Origin of the sequence: Loigolactobacillus coryniformis subsp. coryniformis KCTC 3167 = DSM 20001, from assembly GCF_002706425.1 — a bacterium.
GTDB lineage: Bacteria > Bacillota > Bacilli > Lactobacillales > Lactobacillaceae > Loigolactobacillus > Loigolactobacillus coryniformis.
This window is the reverse complement of record NZ_CP017713.1, coordinates 2,663,841-2,686,431: the sequence shown is the minus strand read 5'-3', so window position 1 is coordinate 2,686,431 and position 22,591 is coordinate 2,663,841. Positions and strand designations below refer to the sequence as shown.

General features: G+C 44.3%; 20 protein-coding genes. All 20 read left to right on the top strand.

All coding sequences use genetic code 11. From position 1 onward, the window contains the following. Position 1 precedes the first annotated feature (1 nt). The 20 genes from LC20001_RS13010 (at position 2) to LC20001_RS12915 (ending at position 22,586) form a co-directional block, all read left to right on the top strand. Entirely contained in the window at positions 2-889 is an 888-nt protein-coding gene (locus tag LC20001_RS13010) for a glycosyltransferase family 2 protein (protein WP_010009256.1), read from the top strand. 186 nt (positions 890-1,075) lie between these two features. Further along, positions 1,076-1,960, top strand: coding sequence for a glucose-1-phosphate thymidylyltransferase RfbA (rfbA, locus tag LC20001_RS13005; protein WP_056943238.1), 885 nt, complete (start codon positions 1,076-1,078; stop codon positions 1,958-1,960). 39 nt (positions 1,961-1,999) lie between these two features. Then, positions 2,000-2,569 carry a dTDP-4-dehydrorhamnose 3,5-epimerase gene (gene rfbC, locus LC20001_RS13000; RefSeq protein ID WP_010009249.1) on the top strand — a complete coding sequence of 190 codons (570 nt, stop codon included), beginning with the start codon at positions 2,000-2,002 and terminating at the stop codon, positions 2,567-2,569. Next, positions 2,569-3,552, top strand: coding sequence for a dTDP-glucose 4,6-dehydratase (gene rfbB, locus LC20001_RS12995; RefSeq protein ID WP_010009248.1), 984 nt, complete (start codon positions 2,569-2,571; stop codon positions 3,550-3,552). Before rfbC ends, rfbB begins: the two co-directional genes overlap by 1 nt. A 207-nt stretch (positions 3,553-3,759) precedes the next feature. Beyond that, positions 3,760-4,605, top strand: a complete 846-nt coding sequence (gene rfbD / locus LC20001_RS12990) for a dTDP-4-dehydrorhamnose reductase (protein WP_010009246.1) — start codon at positions 3,760-3,762, stop codon at positions 4,603-4,605. A 33-nt stretch (positions 4,606-4,638) separates the two neighbouring features. After that, complete coding sequence (locus LC20001_RS12985) at positions 4,639-5,841, top strand: YveK family protein (protein ID WP_010009244.1); 1,203 nt, start codon at positions 4,639-4,641, stop codon at positions 5,839-5,841. 9 nt (positions 5,842-5,850) lie between these two features. After that, positions 5,851-6,474, top strand: a complete 624-nt coding sequence (locus LC20001_RS12980) for a YveK family protein (protein WP_010009242.1) — start codon at positions 5,851-5,853, stop codon at positions 6,472-6,474. 12 nt (positions 6,475-6,486) lie between these two features. After that, positions 6,487-7,563 carry an EpsG family protein gene (locus LC20001_RS12975; protein WP_010009240.1) on the top strand — a complete coding sequence of 359 codons (1,077 nt, stop codon included), beginning with the start codon at positions 6,487-6,489 and terminating at the stop codon, positions 7,561-7,563. A 369-nt stretch (positions 7,564-7,932) separates the two neighbouring features. Then, complete coding sequence (gene glf / locus LC20001_RS12970; protein WP_003680411.1) at positions 7,933-9,060, top strand: UDP-galactopyranose mutase; 1,128 nt, start codon at positions 7,933-7,935, stop codon at positions 9,058-9,060. Positions 9,061-9,231: 171 nt separating this feature from the next. Then, positions 9,232-10,011 (top strand): glycosyltransferase family 2 protein, encoded by a 780-nt coding sequence (locus tag LC20001_RS12965; RefSeq protein ID WP_003680410.1) that lies wholly within the window; start codon positions 9,232-9,234, stop codon positions 10,009-10,011. Between the two features lie 85 nt (positions 10,012-10,096). Continuing rightward, a complete protein-coding gene (locus LC20001_RS12960; RefSeq protein ID WP_010009239.1) occupies positions 10,097-10,813 on the top strand; it encodes a glycosyltransferase family 2 protein in 717 nt (238 codons plus the stop codon). A 58-nt stretch (positions 10,814-10,871) separates the two neighbouring features. Beyond that, entirely contained in the window at positions 10,872-12,338 is a 1,467-nt protein-coding gene (locus LC20001_RS12955; protein ID WP_010009238.1) for a nicotinate phosphoribosyltransferase, read from the top strand. A 140-nt stretch (positions 12,339-12,478) separates the two neighbouring features. After that, complete coding sequence (gene nadE, locus LC20001_RS12950; RefSeq protein ID WP_010009236.1) at positions 12,479-13,306, top strand: NAD(+) synthase; 828 nt, start codon at positions 12,479-12,481, stop codon at positions 13,304-13,306. A 221-nt stretch (positions 13,307-13,527) separates the two neighbouring features. Then, positions 13,528-16,197, top strand: coding sequence for a cation-translocating P-type ATPase (locus LC20001_RS12945; protein ID WP_010009234.1), 2,670 nt, complete (start codon positions 13,528-13,530; stop codon positions 16,195-16,197). Between the two features lie 24 nt (positions 16,198-16,221). Then, positions 16,222-16,662 (top strand): hypothetical protein, encoded by a 441-nt coding sequence (locus LC20001_RS12940; RefSeq protein ID WP_010009232.1) that lies wholly within the window; start codon positions 16,222-16,224, stop codon positions 16,660-16,662. Positions 16,663-17,184: 522 nt separating this feature from the next. After that, positions 17,185-18,189 carry a tryptophan ABC transporter substrate-binding protein gene (gene trpX / locus LC20001_RS12935; RefSeq protein ID WP_003678530.1) on the top strand — a complete coding sequence of 335 codons (1,005 nt, stop codon included), beginning with the start codon at positions 17,185-17,187 and terminating at the stop codon, positions 18,187-18,189. After that, the gene (locus LC20001_RS12930; RefSeq protein WP_003678529.1) at positions 18,186-19,085 is read left to right on the top strand and encodes an ABC transporter permease; all 900 of its coding nucleotides are present in this window, start codon (positions 18,186-18,188) and stop codon (positions 19,083-19,085) included. The genes trpX and LC20001_RS12930 overlap by 4 nt, the downstream gene beginning before the upstream one ends. Continuing rightward, positions 19,078-19,848 carry an ABC transporter ATP-binding protein gene (locus LC20001_RS12925; protein WP_010009231.1) on the top strand — a complete coding sequence of 257 codons (771 nt, stop codon included), beginning with the start codon at positions 19,078-19,080 and terminating at the stop codon, positions 19,846-19,848. The genes LC20001_RS12930 and LC20001_RS12925 overlap by 8 nt, the downstream gene beginning before the upstream one ends. Positions 19,849-19,996: 148 nt before the next feature. Beyond that, entirely contained in the window at positions 19,997-22,159 is a 2,163-nt protein-coding gene (locus LC20001_RS12920) for a Tex family protein (RefSeq protein WP_010009230.1), read from the top strand. After that, positions 22,152-22,586: a SprT family protein gene (locus LC20001_RS12915; protein WP_010009228.1), complete on the top strand. Its 435-nt coding sequence runs from the start codon at positions 22,152-22,154 to the stop codon at positions 22,584-22,586. The genes LC20001_RS12920 and LC20001_RS12915 overlap by 8 nt, the downstream gene beginning before the upstream one ends. Positions 22,587-22,591: the final 5 nt, after the last annotated feature.

The window sequence follows — 22,591 nt, the reverse complement described above, 5'->3', positions numbered from 1 at the left end:
AATGGTACAAGTTAGTTGTGTTTTAGTTACTTACAATCGGCTAGATTTATTGAAGGAGTGCTTGCAAGCACTACAAAAGCAAACTGAAGCGTTAGCACATATTGTGATCGTTAATAATAATAGTAGTGATGGAACAACTGAATATCTTGCTGATCTTGAAGGTGATCAATACATTGTTCACAACGTCGCACAAAATATTGGTGGTGCAGCTGGATTTAGCTTGGGGATGAAGATCGCTTATCAACAAACTAATGATGATTACTTCTGGATCATGGATGATGACACCATTCCTGACTCTGATTGTCTCGCACAACTTCTAAAGGGCGCAGCTAATTTACAACAACACTTTGGCTTTTTATGTAGTAACGTACGCTGGACAAATGGTGAAAGCTCAAATATTCCTGCACCAGTCGTGAATTGGTCGCAACGGATCAGCGATAATTTAATTCAGGTTAAAACGGCAACTTTTGTGTCCGTGTTAGTGCAAAGAAAAACTGTCGCCGAACTAGGGTTACCAGTAAAAGAAATGTTTATCTGGGGCGATGATACTGAATATACAACTAGGATTTCACAAAAGTATCCCAGTTATTTTGTCAGTGAAAGTATCGTGGTACATAAAACCAAACTAAATTTAGCAGATGCGACGTTGATCAACGATGAACCGAATAGAATTCAGCGCTACACTTATTTATATCGTAATTTAATTTATATTAGTCGGCGTTATGCTTCTAAAGCCAATACTGTGCGCACTTATCTTTCTGATCTGTTCTATATTTTTCGTATCTTGGCCAGCGCTCGTGATCATAAATCAGTTCGAATTAGAGCATTAGTCAGTGGGATGATAGCTGGCCTATTTTTTAATCCTAAAGTTGAGTATCCTAAAAAGTGACTTAAATAAAGTCATATATTTGCAGTAATCCATTTTGTGGTAAACTATTGAAGGTTAGTTTACGTCATTTTTGACTGTCAATAAATAATGATCAGCAGTGTCTGGCATGCCATATTATGTCACTGCTGATTGGTAAATTTCTGGGACAGAAATCAAGCTTTAATTTTGAGTAGGAGGAACATTCAAATGAAAGGTATCATTCTTGCCGGCGGCTCGGGAACCCGCCTGTACCCGGTTACCCGGGCAATTTCGAAACAATTGATCCCGGTTTACGATAAACCAATGATCTATTATCCGCTGTCCAGCTTAATGTTAGCGGGAATTCAAGATATTTGCATCATTTCCACGCCTAAGGACACGCCACGGTTTGAAGAATTATTTCAGGACGGGCATGAATTAGGGTTGAATATTTCGTACAAGGTCCAAGAAAAGCCCAACGGATTGGCGGAAGCTTTTCTGTTAGCGGAAGATTTTATTGCCGGTGATTCGGTTTGTTTGATCCTCGGCGATAATATTTTCTATGGCGGTGGCTTGTCCAAAATGTTACAGGAAGCGGCGGCTAAAACCGTCGGCGCCACCGTCTTTGGTTATCATGTCAATGATCCAGAACGTTTTGGGGTGGTGGATTTTGATGAAAACCATCACGCCATTTCGATCGTCGAAAAGCCAGAACACCCAACCAGTAACTACGCGGTCACTGGCTTGTATTTCTACGATAATCAAGTAGTGGATATTGCTAAAAAGATCAAACCATCGCCACGGGGCGAGTTAGAGATCACTGACGTCAATCAAGAATATTTGCGTCGGGGCCAGCTGGATGTGCAATTAATGGGTCGTGGCTTTGCTTGGTTAGATACCGGTACCCACGCTTCATTGCAACAGGCATCCAGCTTCATCGAAACTATCCAAACGCGGCAAAATTTGGAAGTCGCTTGCTTAGAAGAAATTGCTTACCGGATGGGCTACATTGGCAAAGATAAGTTATTAGAGTTAGCGCAGCCACTGAAGAAAACTGAATACGGGCAGTACATGATCCGCTTAGCGACTGATCAGTTGGAGTATTTAGGCTAGCACGTTTAGGCAAACTCAGAAACATATAAGGAGAGACTCATGAACGTTTTAAAAACAAACTTACAAGATGTCCGTATCGTGGAAACTGATGTGTTCGGCGATCACCGTGGCTTTTTCACGGAAACTTACACTAAGAACAAATTCGTTGCAGCTGGTATCGACAACGACTTCACTCAAGACAATCAATCCTTATCGGTTGAACCCGGGGTGTTGCGCGGGATGCATTATCAATTAGCGCCTTATGCGCAAACTAAGTTATTGCGCGCTATTACAGGGGTGATCTATGACGTTTTAGTTGATGTCCGTAAAGGTTCACCGACATACGGCCAGTGGGAAGGTTATATTTTAAGCGAATACAACCATCGCCAATTATTGGTCCCTAAAGGCTTTGCCCACGGCTTTGTGACCTTGACGCCGAACGTGAATGTAGCCTATAAAGTGGATGGCTACTACGAACCCAAAGCTGATCGTGGCATCGCCTATGATGATCCTGATATTGGTATTGTTTGGCCAATGCCATTGGATCATTTGGTCTTGTCGGAAAAGGATCAACATCATCCTCGTTTGAAAGACGCTGAATTGAACTTTACTTGGGAGGCCAAAGCATAATGAACCTTTTAGTTACCGGTGGGGCCGGCTTTATCGGCGCTAATTTCGTCCACTACATGTTGGACGCCCATCCAGAAGATACGATCGTTAACTTGGACTTATTGACCTATGCCGGCAATAGCCATAATTTGGACGATCTGAAAGACGAACCGCGTCATCATTTTGTTCACGGCAATATCACGAATCGTGAATTAGTCACGCATTTGGTCCATGAATTCAATATCGACGGCATCATCAACTTTGCGGCTGAATCCCATGTGGATCGTTCGATCTTGCATCCGGAAGTCTTCATCGAAACCAATGTTCAAGGGACATTGGCACTATTAGATGTGGCGAAAAAAGAAAACGTGGGTAAGTATCTTCAAGTTTCCACCGATGAAGTTTACGGGACATTAGGTGCAGAAGGTTACTTTGCAGAAACCTCACCCCTACAGCCGAACTCGCCGTACTCCGCTAGTAAAGCTTCTGCTGATATGATCGTGCGGGCTTACTACGAAACGTACGGTTTGAACGTGAACATCACGCGTTGTTCCAACAACTACGGTCCTTACCAATTCCCCGAAAAGTTGATTCCATTAATGGTCTCCAACGGCATGGAAGGCAAGGACTTGCCGATTTATGGTGATGGTAAAAACATCCGCGATTGGTTATACGTTACCGATCATTGCCGTGCCATCGATTTAGTTTTCCGCGAAGGCAAAAAAGGTGAAGTCTACAATGTGGGTGGTCATAACGAACGAACCAACAACCAAATTGTCCATCGGATTATTGAAGCCTTGGACTTACCAGATTCCCGGATCAAGTATGTGGCTGATCGCTTAGGTCATGATCGTCGTTACGCTATCGATCCCAAGAAGATCGAAACTGAACTGGGTTGGGAACCAGAATATACGTTTGATACTGGGATCGTCAAGACCATCAAATGGTATCAAGATAATGAAGCTTGGTGGCAGCCGTTGAAGGCCCGCGCTGGCTTGAAGTAACAGAATAAATGGGGTAGGGCAAATGCACAGCTAAATGTGAAGACGTTTGCCCTGCTTTTTCATACATACGAATCAATATAATAACAAGGGCCATGTTTCTTGCGGTACGAACTTTGCCACAAGAATGGTCACTGACTGGAACATTAGGCTTTATTAGCGTGTTGTGCTAATAAATTACCTTAAATATGGAATAGGGGATTTTCAATTATGCGAATTTTAATTACTGGTGCTAATGGCCAATTAGGCACTGAATTACGTCATTTATTAGACGCGCGCGAAACCGACTATCGGGCAACCGATAGCCATGAATTAGATATTACCGACAAAACAGCAGTTGACGCTTACTTCAAAGATTTTCAGCCCCAAGTGGTTTATCACTGTGCTGCTTACACGGCAGTTGATGCTGCCGAAGAAGCACCAGGCAAGGCAATCAATCAAAAAGTTAACGTTGACGGAACGGCAAATATTGCCGCGGCAGCTAATAAAGTTGGGGCGATCGTGGTTTACATCAGTACCGATTATGTATTTGACGGCGACCAAGCTGCGGAGTACACCGTTGACGCGCAACCAGCACCACGAAATGAATATGGGCGTGCCAAATATGAAGGTGAACAAGCGGTCCAACGTTTAGCTGATAAATACTATATTATTCGAACTTCGTGGGTCTACGGCGAATATGGTAAGAACTTTGTTTACACGATGTTGAAATTAGCCCAGACGCATGATCATTTAACGGTGGTCAATGATCAATTTGGCCGGCCATCATGGACGCGGACGCTGGCTGAATTTATGACCTACGCTTTAGATCATCAATTGGACTATGGCATCTATCATTTATCCAATGACAATAGTTGTAACTGGTATGAGTTTGCCCAAGCGATCCTGAAAGATAAGGACGTCACCGTCAGCCCAGTAACTTCGGCAGAATATCCACAAAAAGCTTGGCGGCCACGGCACTCAATTTTGAATCTCAGTAAGACCAAAGCCACTGGTTTCAAAATCCCAACTTGGCAAGAAGCGTTAGCCGCATTTATGCAAGAAATTAATGCCTAACATTATAATCGACACTTCGGAAAAGGTGAGTCCATGTTAGAAAACAAAAAAATTAATTGGCGTGAAATCAGCAATGTTTTGAAACGGCGTGCGTTGATCGAAATTATCGTGGTACTGATCATTTTGGTGGCTGGTTTTTTCGCGTTACATTTACGACGCGCGACGCCAGCGGCACCGGCTAAATACGATGCTAATAGCCAAGTTTTATTAACTTTACCGGAAAGTAAGCAGCAAGTGGTGTTGGATCAAACGGTTAACCCACAATATGTCAACACTTTTGCGGCAGCGATTCAAACAGATACGATTGCCCGACCAGTGCAGAGAAAATTAGCAGCCAAGGGCATTAAAGTTTCGTTACGCAAATTGGAAAAACAGGTTAATGTGCATACGAATAATAATAATTCGTTGATCGAGATCAATGTTACAACCGATCAAAGAACAACCGCGAAACAAACCGCACAGGTGTACGCACAAGTTGCTAGTGAGAACGTGCGCTCTTTAATGGGCATTGGTCGAGGGAAAGTGTTAGCTCAACCACGAGTCAACCAAGTTCTAGCAATCCAAAAATTACCGGTCAAACAGATCATCGTTTTGATTGTGGCAGCTTTGGTTTTAGGTTTAGCTAGTGGCTGTGGACTGGAAATCCTAGATCGACGGATTCGTAGCCGGTATTTTGCTGAAACAACGTTAGGCAGTCAACCACTTGTTTTGGACGTGCAACCAACGGCGGTACAATTAGCTGCTGTGCGCAATACTTTGGATATGGCAACACCACCAGCAACAACTTTAGTGGCGCAATTACCAGTGACTAGCTCGGAACAGCAGGCGGCAGTCCAGGCTTTAGCACAGCAATATGCTGCTACAGGCGAGCGTGTTTTATTGATCGATTTGGCAACTGATGCGGCAGCAGTACAACAATTAGCTTTGCCAGCGACACCAGCTGATTATCAGGGCAACAATGTGGCGCGTTTACCACAAACGACAACGACTAATACTTTGCTTACGTTGCAGGAACTGGAATTGAGTTTGGCGCGTTTCAAAAAAGATTTCCAGCGGGTTATTTTTGTTGCGACTGGCGCACAGACTGCAGGCAATCAACAATTGGCTTTGCATGTAGCGGATGCACGGTTAACCTTATTGCAGCAGGGTGTAACGACTAAAAAGGCCGCTTATACTTTACAGCAACAATCGCAACAAACGACGCCGGTTAATATTGTGTTATATTTAGGCAATTGAGGTGTGTAAATGACCGAGCCGAGTGCAACATTAAAGCGATTATTTAATTTAGTGAAAGTAGTTATTGTGAGTGCGGTGGTCTTTGGCATCGTGGGCCTTGTGTTCAGCATCGTTTGGCATCCACGTGTGACAACTGAATATCATGGTCAGGCGCTGATCAGTCTAACTAAAGTGCGCCGACAAAAAGTCGGCCAAGTTAACTATGTTCGTTATTCTAATGGTAGTGAATTGACGCAATTGTTTAGTGACACGTTCAAAGCACCCACGACTAGTAAAGCGTTGCGCCGTGAACTGAAAAAAGCTGGCTTGGCGGCCGAACTAGCGCAACCAGGCAAAATCACCGTGCACACATCATATAATTCAGGTTTGATCCAGATCAATGTTACGGATGACAAACGCAAGACGGCAATCAAAGCCGCTAACCTTGCCGCTACCGTAGCAGTTAAGCAATTTGAAAAGCAGTATCGACTAAAAAATAGCCGGGTACTCGCGCGTGCAACCAGCGCAGACCGCCGGGCAACGACGATCTCAAGGAGTGAATTGATAATGAAATTTATGTTTGCAGGTATCTTGCTTGGTTTTCTCTGGATGTTTGTCCGTGAACTGTGGCAGCGCCACGTTACTTCAAGGTAAGGTTGGGATAGTGTGTATTTATTAGCAGCAACAACGATCACTTATGTGACGAATTTAGTGGCGGGATTACGCCGTCCCAAGTACCGCTGGGCTGAGTGGTTGTTTTTAATATGCTTGATCATCCTACTTGGCGGTAATACGCAGAATGCCGACTTTTTCACTTATCAATGGCTATACCAAGCGCATATTCCCTATGGGGAGCCAGGGTATCGCGTATTGACCCGTATTGGCCCGATGCTAGGCTTGGATTATCGTCAATTTCGGCTAGTTTTAGCGGCAATTTTCTTAGTTGTTTTATATATAGGTATAAAAAAATTAACGACCCATTCGGCAGTGTTTCTGGCTTTTTATTTTTGTTATCCGTTTTTCTTAGACTTGATCCAACTGCGTAACTTCATGATGATGGCGTTGTTAGTCTACGCCAGCCATTTCTTGTTGGAAAAAACGTATCGTAATTTAGCGTTGTTTACTTTTTTTGTTTTGCTCGGCGCTAGTTTGCAAGTTCTCGGTGTACTCTACTTATTAGTGATTCCGTTATACTATTTTGATTCACGGAACCTATGGAAAATTGGCTTGCTCAGTATCGTCTTTTTGGCATCAGTCATAGTGATGGTGCCGGCCTTTAGCCAATTATTACTTGAATTATTAGGCCAATTACACCTGAGCCACTTATCACTGTACTTTGTGCAGAAGGTACGTTTAGGCTACTTACCGTTTTGGTTATTCAGTATTTTTGATTTAGTCTTTACCTATTTCAGTTATCATTATTTAACTGAGCGTCAGTTATTGACGCCGCGGCAACGGCAAATCATTTGGTTGATGTTTACTTTTACGGTGGTCGGTGTGCTAACAATGCCAATGTACACTTACGAATTTTCATTTGCTCGTGCGTTACGTGATGTGATTCCATTTATGATCATTGCCTTTTTGATCACATTAGACGCACTGCCACGCAAACAATACTTGCGCTGGTTGTACATCGGAATTTTTCTGGCTTATGTGTTGGCGGTGGTTTATTTTGAAATGGTGCCCTTACTCCACGACACAATCATCCCGGCATTCAGCAACAACTGGCTCGTAGGTAGCTAAAGTAATACTGCTTATGCTAAAATACTTGTTGTCTGCGGAATATACGTAAGGTGTGGCACACTTTTTGCCACAAGAACGGTGACTGTCGCTCGTTCTAAGTAACACTGGTTAACAAGTATCGGACATTGAACTCATCTGCCAATTAGAACGTGCTTGCCGTTGTCGATTGGACTAAGCCGAAGTGCGGCAAGACCAAGTCGCACTGTCGCTCGTTCTAAGCAACACAGGTTAGCAAGTATCGGACATTGAACTCATCTGCCAAGCAGAACGTGCTTGTCGATGTCGATTGGACTAAGCCGAAGAACGGCAAGACCAAGTCGCAAGTCTGAACCATCAGAAATTTATTGTGTAGTGGAAAGGAATTTAAACATGAAAGATTATGATTATTTAGTCGTTGGTGCTGGCTTGTTCGGCGCAACTTTTGCCTATGAGGCGGCTAAGCGGGGTAAGCGGGTCAAAGTGATTGAAAAAGACGATCATATTTCCGGCCATATTTATACTGAAGAAAAATCAGGTATCCAGGTCCATAAATTTGGAGCGCATATTTTCCATACTAGTATCAAAAAAACTTGGGATTTTGTGCAACAATTTGCTGAATTTAATCGGTACACTAACGAGCCAGTAGCTAATTACAAAGGTGAATTATACAATCTGCCATTTAATATGAACACGTTCAATAAAATGTGGGGCGTGATCACACCAGCAGAAGCCAAGGCTAAAATCGAGGAACAACGCAAAGTTCTTGGCGATAAACGTCCAGAAAATCTAGAAGAACAGGCAATTTCTTTGATTGGAACGGATATTTACGAAAAGTTGATCAAGGGCTATACTGAAAAGCAATGGGGCCGGAAAGCTACTGAATTACCAGCTTTCATTATTCGTCGTTTACCAGTACGTTATATTTACGATAACAACTATTTTAACGACACTTACCAAGGTATTCCAATTGGCGGTTACACGCAAATCGTTGAAAAAATGTTGGCTGATCCATTGATCGATGTTGAATTAAATCAGGACTTTTTCGCTAACAAAGACAGTTACTTGGCGGATTATCCACGGGTCGTCTTTACGGGGATGATCGATCAATTCTTTAACTATCAATTAGGTGAACTCGAATACCGTGGCTTGCGTTTTGAAGAAGAAGAGCTAGATATTGACAATTATCAAGGTAATGCGGTTATTAATTATACCGATGCTGAGACACCATATACCCGGATCATCGAACACAAACACTTCGAGTTCGGTAAAGGTGATAAAAATAAGACGATCATTACGCGTGAATATCCAGAGACTTGGCAAAAGGGTGATGAACCTTACTATCCAGTTAATGATAAGCGTAACAATAGTTTATTCAAACAATATCGCGAGTTAGCCGCAACCCAGCCAAACGTGATTTTTGGCGGACGCTTAGGCCAATACAAATATTACAATATGGACCAAGTCATCGAAGCGGCGCAAAAAGTCGTCACACGAGAATTTGGTGCCGACGCAGAGTAGTTAATAAAGGGTTGAAGAGCGGCTGATCGCTTTTTGACCCTTATTTTGAAGTTAACATATAATCTGGCTAAATGAAAAGTTGCTTTATGGAGTACGTTTTAGCCAGATTGTTAAAAAATGTAGTAAGAGGGCGGGATACCCTTCTTTAATAGTGAAGTAGAGGTGGAGCAAATGGCACCAATAACGGTTAGTATTGTGACCTATAATAGTGAACATGTTTTTGAGGCGGTCGCGCGCTTTAAAACAGAGATTATGGCTCATTATCCGGTGACTCTACGCATTTTTGATAATCATTCGGTGCCTGCGTATGTCAAAAAGTTACAGGCACTAGCAGATGAGCGTATCATTATTACGGCAGCTGAGGATAACCACGGTTTTGGTTTTGGCCATAACGTTAATCTGGTTCAAAGTACCGATCCGTATTTTGTCTGTTGCAATCCCGATATATTGATCAATCGCGTTAGTTTTGTGGCCATGTATGACTTTATTGACGCCCATCCCGAAGTCAGTATGATCACACCGAAAATTACCGATCCCGATGGTAAAGTACAGTACTTGATTCGCGCAAAATTAGATGTTTTTGATTATCTGTTGCGTTTCATTCGGTATGATTTTGTGAAACGTTTGTTTGCCAAACGAATTGCGCGTTACGAGTGTCGTGATTTAAGTGACGAACGGCAACAAATCAAATTTGGCTCCGGCGCCTTTATGTTTCTACGCGCCAGCATAATGCGGCAAATTGGTGGTTTCGACGAGCGCTTTTTCATGTATTTTGAAGACAACGATCTGTGCATGCGTATCAATCAGGCTGGTGGACAAATTTTTTATCTGCCTGACGCGCCAGTTATCCACTACTACGCCCGGGATTCACATAAAAGTACTCGTGGCTTTAAGTTGTTTTTGACATCGATGTACCGCTATTTTAATAAATGGGGCTGGCGCTGGTTTTAGATAGAGTGGCTGAAGGAGTGCCTAGATTACGGCGTGTAACTTACTACTTCGCTACCCAGTCGAGAAAGAGAAAAGGAGTCTTGTGATGCTTTCAGTTTGTATGGCAACCTATAATGGCGCCCAAACAGTGGCCCGGCAGTTGAATTCGATTTTGCCGCAACTAGGTGCGCAGGATGAAGTGGTGATCGTCGATGATCGTTCCACTGATGATACAGTAGCGGTGATCAAGCAAACCGTTGCCACTAGTGACGTCCATGTGCGTTTGTCAGTTAATCAAGTCAATCAAGGGCCAATCAAAAGCTTTGCTCGGGCACTGCAACAAGCCCAAGGTGACTTGATTTTCCTATCCGATCAAGATGATATTTGGTTTGAAGATAAGGTAGCACAGGTGGTGGCTGCTTTTCAGCGCCAGCACGCTGATTTGATCGTTCACGATGGGGTGGTGGTCGATGCTAAACAGCAGCAGATCGCCGCTTCGTGGAATCAATACAATCACAATCAACTGCCGCAATCGGTGGCGAATAATTTATTGAAAAATGGCTATACGGGTGCGATGATGGCCGTTAGTCAACATTTATTACAGTACGCGTTACCGTTTCCTGAGCAAATCGAAATGCACGATCAGTGGTTATTTTTAGTGGCGCAACGGTATCATTTAAAAACGGTGGTGCTACCGCAACCGTTGATGAAGTATGTACGGCATGGCGATAACGTTACAGGTATGCAACGGCGGGGACTGGCGACGATGCTACGCGGTCGCTGGCGTATGTGGCGGGCTTACCGGCAATTATCAGATAAATAGTCGCATCTAATAGGTAAAAATGCTAGAATATCTTTAAAACTAAAAGTGGAGAATGATGATGACTAAATTATATCCGGATGACAGTTATACACTGCATACCGATTTATACCAAATCAATATGATGTTGACCTATTGGCAAGAAGGAATCTACAATCGACAGGCGGTTTTTGAATGTTATTTCCGGGAGATGCCATTTGGCAACGGGTACGCGATTTTCGCCGGTTTGGAACATGTCGTTCGTTTTATCCAGCAGCTTTCATTCACGGATTCCGATATTGCTTATTTGCGGGAAGTCGAGGATTATCCAGAAGAATTTTTAACTTATTTGAAAAACTTTAAATTTACGGGGACGATTCGCTCTGCGGTCGAAGGCGACCTCGTGTTTAATAACGAGCCGATCTTACAAGTTGAAGGGCCATTGGCGGACTGTCAGTTGGTGGAAACGGCTTTGTTGAATATTGTTAATTATCAAACGTTGATCGCCACTAAGGCGGCGCGAATTCGTTCAGTCGTTGGTACCGATAGTGTCATGGAATTTGGGACGCGGCGGGCACAGGAAATGGATGCCGCGCTTTGGGGCACACGAGCGGCTTATATTGGTGGATTCGATGCCACGAGTAATGTGCGTGCTGGCAAGATTTTTGGCATTCCCGTCAGCGGGACTCACGCGCATTCCTTGATCCAAGCTTATCGTAGCGATTACCGCGGCTTCAAGGCTTACGCGAAGACACACAAGGATTGTGTTTTTCTTGTCGACACCTATGACACACTAAAAAGTGGTGTGCCCAATGCGATCAAAGTTGCCAACGAAATGGGCGACAAGATCAATTTCTTAGGCGTGCGCATCGATTCTGGTGATATGGCGTATATCTCTAAACGTGTGCGCCAGCAACTGGATGAAGCTGGTTATCCAGAGGCTAAGATTTACGCGTCCAATGATCTCGATGAAAAAACGATCCAGAACTTGAAAATGCAGCACGCCAAGATCGATGTTTGGGGTGTGGGGACGCATTTGATCACAGCTTATGATCAGCCAGCTTTAGGTGCGGTTTATAAATTAGTCGCGATCGAGGACGAAAATGGCACCATGCAGGACACAGTCAAGTTATCCAGCAATGCCATTAAAGTCTCCACGCCTGGTAAAAAACAAGTTTGGCGGATCACGAAAAAGGCTGATGGTAAGTCCGAAGGCGATTACGTGACTTTCTGGGATGAAAATCCATTAGCAGAAGAATCACTATACATGTTCCACCCTAATTACACTTACATCAATAAAACCGTTACGAATTTTAATGCGCGGCCATTATTGCGGACGATCTATCATGACGGTCAGTTGGTTTATGAGCTGCCAGAGTTGTCGGAGATTCGCCGTTATTCTGCCGCAATGCTGGAGTCTTTATGGGATGAATACAAGCGTGATTTGAACCCACAAGATTACCCAGTCGATTTGGCCCCTACTTTATATGATCACAAGATGAAAATCATTCAGCAAGTACGTGACCAAGTCAACGGTAAAAAAGCTTAGAAGTCTAAAGCGACGCAAACCAATGCGCCGCTTTTTTTGTATCTCAGTCTGACGCGGCATGTCAGGTTAAAAGACTGTTTGCTGCGGGGAGCGTGGTATAATGAAGTATACTAAATTGGTGATTTAAGGAGTTGAATCCATTGCGTCCATTACAAAAAGAAATTATTGCAGCAATGAAAACACAACCGGAGATCGATCCGCAAGCTGAGATCCGTAAAAGTGTTGATTTTATGAAAGCTTATCTGAAAAAGTACTCATTTGTTAAAACGCTGGTGCTGGGGATCTCCGGTGGGCAAGATTCTACGTTAGCGGGAAGGCTTGGTCAAATGGCCGCAGAAGAGATGCGTGCTGAAACTGGCGATGCCACTTATCGATTTATCGCAGTGCGCTTACCTTATGGCGAACAAGCTGATGAAAGTGATGCGATGGCAGCAATCGATTTTATTCAGGCCGATGAAACGATGCGTGTCAATATCAAGCCAGCGGTCGATGCGACTTTGACAGCATTAGAAGCTAATCAATTATCGATCAATGATTTTAACAAAGGTAATATCAAAGCACGGCAGCGGATGATCGCGCAGTACGGGATCGCTGGGGCGCGGCAGGGTGTTGTTTTAGGCACAGATCATTCCGCTGAATCGATCACTGGTTTCTACACAAAATTCGGTGACGGTGGGGCTGATTTGGTGCCGCTATATCGTTTGGATAAACGGCAAGGCAAGCAAATGCTTAAAGCGCTAGGCGCACCAGAACATCTTTATTTAAAGGTGCCAACGGCAGACTTGGAAGAAGATCGGCCAGCGTTGCCGGATGAGGTTGCACTGGGTGTGCGTTATGATGAGATCGACAATTATTTGGAAGGTAAGGACGTTGCGCCAGCTGCCGCAGAAAAAATTGAAGGCTGGTATCTGAAAACAGCGCATAAACGTCATTTGCCAATTACTATTTTTGATAATTTCTGGCGGTAACCGATTTTTTTACTTGTAAAATAGATAATCAATCAGTTATACTAAGCTTAAATCATAGGGGAGTAACTTGCGACCACACATGGCCGTGATAACGTCGTCAACAAGGAAGTCTACCCGACTTTTCTGGTGTTATCTTAAAGAGTGAGACTTATGTGTGTTTCTGCAACATACATGGGTCTCACTTTTTGTATGCTGCGAATCCATCAAAGGGGGAATTATTTTTGGCCCAAGAGAAGAAGTTTTACAGCACAAGTACAGCAGAAGTACAGGCTTCACTCCACACCGCTGAACAAGGTTTAACTAAGGCGGAAGCGGACAAGCGTCTGCGTGAAGGCGGCGCCAATAGTCTAGTCGCTAAGCGGCGCAAAACAATCATTGAACGGTTTATTGATCAGTTTAAGGATTTCATGATCGCGGTGTTATTAGTCGCTGCGATCGTGGCCGCTTTTAGTGGTGAAATTGCCGACGCGGTCATTATTTTGCTGGTTGTGGTTTTAAACGCTATTTTCGGTGTTTTCCAAGAAGTCCAAGCCGAGGCTGCTATCGACGCACTGAAAGAAATGTCAGCGCCGATGGCTCATGTCCGGCGCGATGGCGAATTACTCACGATCAAAAGTGAAGATGTGGTGCCCGGTGATATCGTTTTACTTGAAGCTGGCGATGTGGTGCCGGCCGATCTACGCTTGATTGCTGCGCAGACTTTGCGTGTTGAGGAAGCAGCTTTGACTGGGGAATCAGTACCGGTTGAAAAGCAAACCGGCGTACTCGACGTTAAAGCTGATGAAAAAGTCAGTCTAGGCGACCAAACGAATATGGCATTTATGAACAGTAACATCACCAATGGTCGTGGAACTGGGGTCGTGGTGGCTACCGGGATGCAAACGGAAGTCGGGCGGATCGCTGGAATGTTGAATCAAGCTGACGAAACGAAGACGCCATTACAGGAAAATCTTAATTCTTTAGGGAAAACGTTAACATGGTTGATCTTATTCTTATCCGTTTTAATTTTTGCCCTTGGTTTACTTAACCAACGAGAAACCGTATTAAATATGTTATTAACGGCGATCTCCTTGGCAGTCGCAGCGATTCCTGAAGGTTTACCAGCAATCGTGACGGTTACCTTAGCGTTAGGCACACGACGAATGGCGAAACGGAATGCGATCGTGCGTAAGTTACCGGCAGTAGAAACTTTAGGCAGCACCGATATTATTGCTTCCGATAAAACCGGGACGTTGACCCAAAACAAAATGACCGTTGAACGGTTATTTACCAACAATCGCTTAGAAGTTGCCAGTGAAAGTAAGGCAACTTTGGATGACATGACGGTACAAATCATGACGTTGGCTAATGATACCAAAATCGATAAGGACGGCAAGCTGCTCGGTGATCCAACCGAGACCGCACTAGTCCAATTTGGCTTGACTCATAAGTTGGACGTGCCAGCGTTGTTAGAACGTTTACCACGGGTCAATGAAGTACCGTTTGATTCAGAACGTAAGTTGATGACAACGATTCACGAGTTGGCTGATGGGCGCTATTTAGTGGCTACCAAAGGTGCACCAGATCAGTTGTTACAACGAGCAACACAATATGAAGTCGATGGTACCGTTGAACCAATGGACGATAAAGAACGTGATTTGATATTAAACACCAATACGCAGCTAGCACGGCAAGCCTTGCGTGTTTTGGGAATGGCGTATAAAATTGTCACCGAACTCCCAGAAACGGTTGATACGAACACGGTAGAGCAGGAGATGATCTTTACTGGCTTGATCGGGATGATCGATCCTGAGCGGCCGGAGGTTGAAGAAGCTGTTCGTGAAGCCAAAGAAGCCGGCATTCGGCCAATGATGATCACTGGTGACCATCGTGAGACTGCTGAAGCGATTGCCAAACGTTTAGGCATCATTGGGGATCATGATGAAAAAGCAATCATCAGCGGTAACGAATTGGATGAAATGAGTGACGATGAATTTGCTAAGCGAGTTGGCGATTACTCGGTTTATGCCCGCGTTGCGCCTGAACATAAGGTGCGGATCGTCAATGCTTGGCAGAAACGAGGTAAAGTCGTGGCTATGACTGGTGACGGGGTCAACGATGCCCCTGCGCTAAAAGCCGCTGATATCGGGATCGGTATGGGGATCACCGGGACGGAAGTATCGAAAAACGCTTCCGATATGGTCTTAGCCGATGATAATTTCTCCACGATCGTAGTTGCGGTGGAAGAAGGCCGGAAAGTCTTTGCTAATATTCAAAAAGCGATTCAGTACTTGTTATCAGCTAACTTAGGTGAAGTCTTGACCTTGTTCATGATGACAATTCTCGGCTGGCAAATTCTTGCGCCGGTTCAGATTTTGTGGATCAATTTAGTTACCGATACATTCCCAGCAATCGCTTTAGGGATCGAACCAATGGAACGCGATATTATGAAACGCAAACCGCGCGGTCGTAAATCAAATTTCTTATCCGGCGGTTTAAGTCAATCGATTATTTATCAAGGTTTGCTGGAAGGTGCGATCACGCTGATCGTTTATTGGATCGGGATCACTTACCCAATGCACGCCAGTGATAGTTTAGCCCACGCTGATGCGTTGACAATGGCCTTTGCAACCTTAGGCTTGATTCAGTTGTTCCATGCCTTTAACGTGAAATCAATTTACGGGACGATTTTCCATAAAGGGATTTTCGCTAATCATTCATTTAACTGGGCGATCTTAGCTTCCACGGTTTTAATGGCAGCAACGATCCTGATTCCAGGGTTTAACCAATTATTCCACGTCACACCGCTTGATTGGCATCAATGGTTGACCGTGTTGGGCGGTTCCTTCTCGATCGTGATCATTGTCGAAATCGTGAAGTTCGTGCAACGACGCATGGGTATGAATAAATAATTTTATAGTGAGGTCGGAGTAAATATGGTAAAAGTAAAACAAGTTATGGCGCATTATGCGCAGGTCATTGATCAAATGATTCAGACGACAGAGAGCCTGACGACTGATCTCAATGGTGATTATGAGCTGCTGAAGTCAGCTATTGCCACCGATACGATCGGCGATATCAGCAATGATCAATGGACGAGCATTAAAGCCAACTTCGATCGCGGCGTTGCTGATTACCAAGCTAATTTGGCTACGGTCAAAGCAGTGCGCCCACCAGCTAAAGCGTTAGGCATTCACCATTTATTGCTGAGTGCCTACACGGATTATGTTGCCGGTTGTGTCCAAATGGCGGCTAGTGTTGATGCCACCGCACATACGATCGACACTGCGGCATTTGCTGCAGCGGAAAAGCAACAAGACGATAGTTCGTTGGCATTAAACAAGCAAATTGCGCGGATCGCACAGTTGTTACAATAAGCAGATGAAAAGTGTCGGCCGAGAGGTTTGGCACTTTTTTATTTTAAAATAGGCTCAATACTGGGCTACTATTTGTGTGGAAAAAACATGAGGTAATACACCAAAACGGGGTTAGTTAGGTGCTAGTCCGATAGTCCGTTTGTGCGTACTGGAATGGAATTTGCTCTGGTTCTGTACGAATGATCTCAGAAAGTATTCTTCTGAAAATGTGAAATAGATTAAAAATAGATTTGACAAGCTAGTAGGAACTAAGCTATACTCTAACTAATTTAAATCGAGAAAAGGGGAACCGCAATGCAACGACGTCGGTTACAATTGAACAATGCCTGGTGGCAAAGCCAACTGTAGACAGATCGTTATCTAATGTAGATACGCTCTGTCAGAGGAACGTATCTATGTTGGCTTTGCTGTTCTTTGTGCCCGCATAGACAATCTATGCGGGTTTTTGTTTACTTTTAAGCAATCACCCTTAAATTGGTGGTTGCTTTTTTTCTTGAAAAAATAGTTGTGGGAGGGTTTTACATGAAACGTATGTTATCATTCATTGGTTTGTTGCTAGTTTTTCTCGGTTTTGCGTTTTTCCAAGAAGGCGGTGTGAAACAAGACAAGCCACAGGCGGTAAAAAAGCCAACGATCGGTATTTTACAAACGATGTCGCATCCGGCGCTAGATGATATCCGTCGCGGCACCATTGATCAGTTGCGTAAGCGTGGTTTTGTTAATGGCAAAACTGCTAAAATCGATTTTAAAAATGCTGAGGGTGATCAAAGTAATCTAAAATCGATCGCCGAACGTTTTCAAAATGAAAATACTGATTTAAACATTGGTATCGCCACACCGGCGGCACAGGCGATCGCTAATACTGATAAAACGACACCGTTAATTTTAGGTGCTATTTCTAATCCGAAGTCAGCCGGCTTAGTTGAAAATAATGCGCACCCAGGCCATAACATCACCGGCGTGTCTAACCGCACACCAACTGCTGACCAATTGAAATTGATTCGTGAGCTTTTGCCTGATGTTAAAGTACTCGGGGTGATGTATACGTCCAGTGATCCATCGGCGCAAGCAGAAGTCAAAGTGGTGCGCAAGTTAGCACCGAAGTACGGCTTTACGATCAAAGAATTCACCGTCTCTAATTCTAACGATGTTGATCAAGTGGCCCAAACCATGGCGCGCCAAGTCAAGGCGGTTTACGTACCAACTGATAACACGATCGCCAGTGCAATGCAGACCCTGGTCAAAAATACCAACGCAGCCAAGATCCCCGTTTTCCCACCAGCTGGGACGATGGTCGAAGATGGCGGTTTAGCGACTTACGGGATCAATCAATATCAGTTAGGTGTAGCAACTGGGAACATGGCGGCGGATGTACTGGAAGGTAAATCTGATCCAGCCACCACGCCAGTGAAAATCGTGGCTAAAGGTGATTTAATTTTGAATCAAAAAGAAGCAGATTTGCTGGGAATCAAGATTCCGGCTAAGTTACAAAAAGAAGCACAACAGAAAGGAGAGGTTTATAAATGAGTCTAATTACATCAGCGATCGGTCAAGGACTAATGTGGGGGATTCTCGGTGTCGGCTTGTTTCTGACTTTCCGGGTGCTGAATTTTCCTGATATGACAGTTGAAGGCACTTTTCCGTTTGGTGCGGCAGTAGCAGTTACGGCAATCACGCATGGTATGTCGCCATTATTGGCAACGTTGTTGGCGTTTGTTGCCGGGATGTTAGCCGGTTTAGCTACGGGGTTGCTTTATACCAAAGGTAAAATTCCGATTTTATTAGCCGGTATTTTAGTGATGACGGCGCTATATTCAATCAACTTACGGGTGATGGGTAAGGCGAATGTTTCTTTGTTAAATGAAAATACACTATTCAAGGCAAAATTTTTGACCCGCTTACCGCAATATTTTGATGGCGTTGTGGTTGGCTTCTTGTTCGTATTGGTCACCTTGCTTATTCTGATCTATTTCTTGCAAACTGAGTTAGGCCAAGCCTTTATCGCTACCGGTGATAACGTCACAATGGCGCGGTCATTAGGCATCAAAACGGATGGCATGACGATCATGGGCTTGATGGTTTCTAACGGCTTTATCGGTATTGCTGGTGCATTGATGGCGCAGAGTAACGGTTACGCTGACGTCAGTATGGGGATCGGCGTTATCGTTATCGGACTGGCTTCGATCATTATCGGTGAAGTTGCTTTTGGCGAGTTAACCATGAATCAACGCCTAGTTGCTGTGATCTTAGGCAGTATTTTGTATCGTTTCGTTTTGTTGATCGTTCTCCAATTAGGTTTCAATACAGACGATCTAAAGTTGATCTCAGCGATCGTTTTGGCGCTGGCATTAATGTTACCAACATTGCAACAACGTTTTCACGTTCAAAAGTTAATCCGGAATGGGGTGAGTCGGCATGAGTGAGCCAATTTTACAATTAAAGAATATTGTCGTTACGGTTAATAGTGGTAATGAGGAGCGGCAAATTTTAAAACAACTGAATTTAACCATCAATCGCGGTGATTTTGTCACGGTGCTAGGGACAAATGGGGCCGGCAAAACCACATTATTCAATACGATCGCTGGTAATTTACAGCCTACCGCTGGTCAAGTGATTTTGCGTCAGCGCGATATTAGTCGCGACAACGAAGAAAAGCGCGCACAATATCTGAGTCGTGTGTTTCAGGACCCGAAAATGGGGACCGCACCGCGGATGACGGTTGCGGAAAACTTGTTGTTAGCCCAACAGCGCGGTCAACGACGGACTTTGAAGCTACGTAAATTGCGCCAAAATCGTGATAAATTTCGTGAAATGGCTGCTGAGATTGGTAATGGGCTAGAGAATCATCTAGATACGCCAACCGGCAACTTATCCGGTGGTCAACGGCAGGCACTAAGTTTGCTCATGGCCACCATGACAACGCCAGATATTTTGCTGTTAGATGAACACACGGCAGCGCTGGACCCAAAAACCAGTGAACAATTGATGCACTACACACAAAAGCGCATCACCCAAAGCAACCAAACTTGCCTGATGATCACCCATCATTTGGAAGATGCCTTGGCATACGGTAATCGGCTGATCGTCATTGATGATGGACGGATCGAAGCTGATTTTAACGCAACCGAGAAACAAAAATTAAGTCGCGAGCAGTTGTATGAGTTCTTTGACGAAACATTAAGCTAGTCGCGTGTGTTGAAAAATATTGAGATTGAGCTAGTAGAAAATAAAATGGAGTTAGCCGTTCATTCAGGCTGACTCTTTTTGTATACTGGTATTTCCCGAACCGGCTACGTATAATAGTAGGTAAGTAAATTAATAGAATGAGGTCGACATGGATAACGAAATTTTACAGCGGACAATTGACCGCTTACCTGAATATCATGGCAAACAAATTAAAAGTACGCTTCAATTATTGACCGATGGCAACACGGTGCCGTTTGTGGCGCGTTACCGTAAGGAAGTTACTGGTAACTTAGATGAAGTCCAAATTCGGGCCATCGAAACTACTTATAACTACCAAATGGGACTAGTTGAGCGGCAAAATGAAGTATTAAAAAACATTCAAGAACAAGGCAAGTTAACGCCGGAATTACAAAAGAAGATTCAAAAAGCCACTAAATTGCAGCAAGTTGAGGATCTGTATTTACCTTACAAACAAAAACGGCGGACTAAAGCGACGATTGCGCGGGAAAATGGTTTAGCACCGTTTGCGGCCTGGTTGTTGGCTTTTCCGCAAGTTGACATCGTAGCTAAGGCGCAGACTTTTGTTGATCCAGCCAAAAAGTTAGTCACAGCAGATGATGTTTTGGCTGGTGCCCACGAAATTTTAGCTGAGGAGTTCAGCGATAACGCGACGTTCCGCGAATGGGTGCGGCAATATACGACGAAACACGCTAAGTTCACGGCTCAAGCCAAGGATAAAACTTTAGATGAGAAGCAAGTTTACTCGATCTATTATGATTTTGCGGAACCATTAGCTAAAATGGTTTCTCATCGAGTATTAGCAGTTAACCGCGGCGAAAAGGCAGGTATTTTAAAGGCGGGCCTTGAAATTGAAACACGTCCGATTTTGTGGCACTTAGAGCAGGCAATCATTCGTGGTCACCAGGGCCCAGCGGTTGATTATGTTAAAGCCGCCATTGCAGATGCTTATAAACGGTTTATTGGTCCAGCCATCGAACGGGAGATCCGCACTGATTTGACCGATCAAGCAGCTGACCAAGCGATTGCTGTGTTTGGCGAAAATTTGCGTAACTTATTGTTACAAGCACCGCTAAAAGGGCGCGTGGTGATGGGCTTTGATCCTGCTTACCGCACAGGTTGTAAATTAGCGGTTGTTGATGCTACTGGTAAATTTCTTGATAAATTAGTGATCTATCCACATAAACCAGCGCCGCAAGCAAAACGGCAAGCTGCCGCTGGGACGTTTAAACAATTTATTGAAAAGAATCAAGTGGAAATGATCGCTATTGGCAACGGGACGGCCAGTCGGGAGTCGGAACAATTTGTGGCTGACGTACTGAAAACGTTAGATCGCAAAGTCTATTACGTGATCGTTAATGAAGCTGGCGCTAGTGTCTATTCAGCCAGTGATGTGGCACGAGCTGAATTTCCTGAGTTCAACGTTGAAGAACGGAGTGCGGTCAGTATTGCTCGGCGCCTGCAAGATCCATTGGCTGAGTTGATCAAGATCGATCCTAAAGCGGTTGGCGTTGGTCAATACCAGCATGATGTGCCACAAAAGAAGTTAAGTGCGCAACTAGATATTGTCATTGAAGATGTGGTCAACAGTGTGGGTGTTAATTTGAATACGGCTAGTCCAGAATTGTTGGAACATATTTCTGGTTTAAGTAAGACTACAGCGCACAATATTGTGACCTATCGTAATGAACAAGGTAACTTTACGAAGCGCCAAGAACTGAAAAAAGTACCACGCTTAGGTCCGAAAGCCTTTGAACAATCGGTTGGCTTTTTGCGGATCATCGATGGTAAAAATGTGTTGGATAACACGGATATTCATCCAGAAAGTTATGCGGTTGCTAAACAACTGCTGGCAAAGTTTGATTTGACCTTGGCGGCAGTTGGAACTGCTAAAGTGGAAAAAATCGTGGCCACACCTGAGCTTGCGACTGAATTATCCGTTGGTTTGGTTACTTTGCAGGACATTATTAGTGGCTTACGTAAGCCTGGTCGCGATTTACGGGATGATTACGCCCAGCCGTTATTGCGGACGGACGTGTTGTCGATCGCCGATCTAAAAACAGGAATGGCACTTGAAGGCACGGTGCGTAATGTGATTGATTTTGGCGCCTTTGTCGATATCGGTGTTAAACATGACGGTTTGGTCCATATTTCGCAGCTGGCTGATCGTTTTGTCAAGAATCCAAGCGAGGTGGTTGCGGTTGGCGATATTGTCCACGTTTGGGTCTTGTCTGTAGATGAGCAGCGTGAACGCGTACAATTGACGATGGTGCCACCGCGGGAAAATGACTGACCTAGAATTAACCCAATATATTCAACGGATTTCATTAAAATATTTCCAGCGTCCTTTTCAACATCAAGCTAATTTTAATCGCCGTTTGAAAACGACTGGCGGACGCTATCATTTAAATGATCACCATATTGACATTAACCCGCGTTTCGCGGAAGATAGTGATAAGTCAGTTTTGCTCGGCATCGTTAAGCATGAATTGTGCCATTATCACTTGCACTTGGCCGGCGGGGGCTACCGCCATCGTGATCGTGATTTTAAGCAGTGGTTAGCAGCAGTCGGTGGCAGTCGTTATGCACCGGCACCAGTTAGTCACGCGATTCACTATCAATGCCAGCAATGTGGCCAAGAATATTCGCGGCAGCGCCATTTGAATACACAGCGCTACGTTTGTGGTAAATGCGGCGGCCGCCTGCAGTTATTACAGTAAGAGGA

Bases quoted from the DNA above. Each gene is read 5' to 3' on its own strand.
- LC20001_RS13010 (WP_010009256.1), top strand. From the start codon at position 2: ATGGTACAAGTTAGTTGTGTTTTAGTTACTTACAATCGGCTAGATTTA.
- rfbA (WP_056943238.1), top strand. From the start codon at position 1,076: ATGAAAGGTATCATTCTTGCCGGCGGCTCGGGAACCCGCCTGTACCCG.
- rfbC (WP_010009249.1), top strand. From the start codon at position 2,000: ATGAACGTTTTAAAAACAAACTTACAAGATGTCCGTATCGTGGAAACT.
- rfbB (WP_010009248.1), top strand. From the start codon at position 2,569: ATGAACCTTTTAGTTACCGGTGGGGCCGGCTTTATCGGCGCTAATTTC.
- rfbD (WP_010009246.1), top strand. From the start codon at position 3,760: ATGCGAATTTTAATTACTGGTGCTAATGGCCAATTAGGCACTGAATTA.
- LC20001_RS12985 (WP_010009244.1), top strand. From the start codon at position 4,639: ATGTTAGAAAACAAAAAAATTAATTGGCGTGAAATCAGCAATGTTTTG.
- LC20001_RS12980 (WP_010009242.1), top strand. From the start codon at position 5,851: ATGACCGAGCCGAGTGCAACATTAAAGCGATTATTTAATTTAGTGAAA.
- glf (WP_003680411.1), top strand. From the start codon at position 7,933: ATGAAAGATTATGATTATTTAGTCGTTGGTGCTGGCTTGTTCGGCGCA.
- LC20001_RS12965 (WP_003680410.1), top strand. From the start codon at position 9,232: ATGGCACCAATAACGGTTAGTATTGTGACCTATAATAGTGAACATGTT.
- LC20001_RS12960 (WP_010009239.1), top strand. From the start codon at position 10,097: ATGCTTTCAGTTTGTATGGCAACCTATAATGGCGCCCAAACAGTGGCC.
- LC20001_RS12955 (WP_010009238.1), top strand. From the start codon at position 10,872: ATGACTAAATTATATCCGGATGACAGTTATACACTGCATACCGATTTA.
- LC20001_RS12940 (WP_010009232.1), top strand. From the start codon at position 16,222: ATGGTAAAAGTAAAACAAGTTATGGCGCATTATGCGCAGGTCATTGAT.
- trpX (WP_003678530.1), top strand. From the start codon at position 17,185: ATGAAACGTATGTTATCATTCATTGGTTTGTTGCTAGTTTTTCTCGGT.
- LC20001_RS12930 (WP_003678529.1), top strand. From the start codon at position 18,186: ATGAGTCTAATTACATCAGCGATCGGTCAAGGACTAATGTGGGGGATT.
- LC20001_RS12925 (WP_010009231.1), top strand. From the start codon at position 19,078: ATGAGTGAGCCAATTTTACAATTAAAGAATATTGTCGTTACGGTTAAT.
- LC20001_RS12920 (WP_010009230.1), top strand. From the start codon at position 19,997: ATGGATAACGAAATTTTACAGCGGACAATTGACCGCTTACCTGAATAT.
- LC20001_RS12915 (WP_010009228.1), top strand. From the start codon at position 22,152: ATGACTGACCTAGAATTAACCCAATATATTCAACGGATTTCATTAAAA.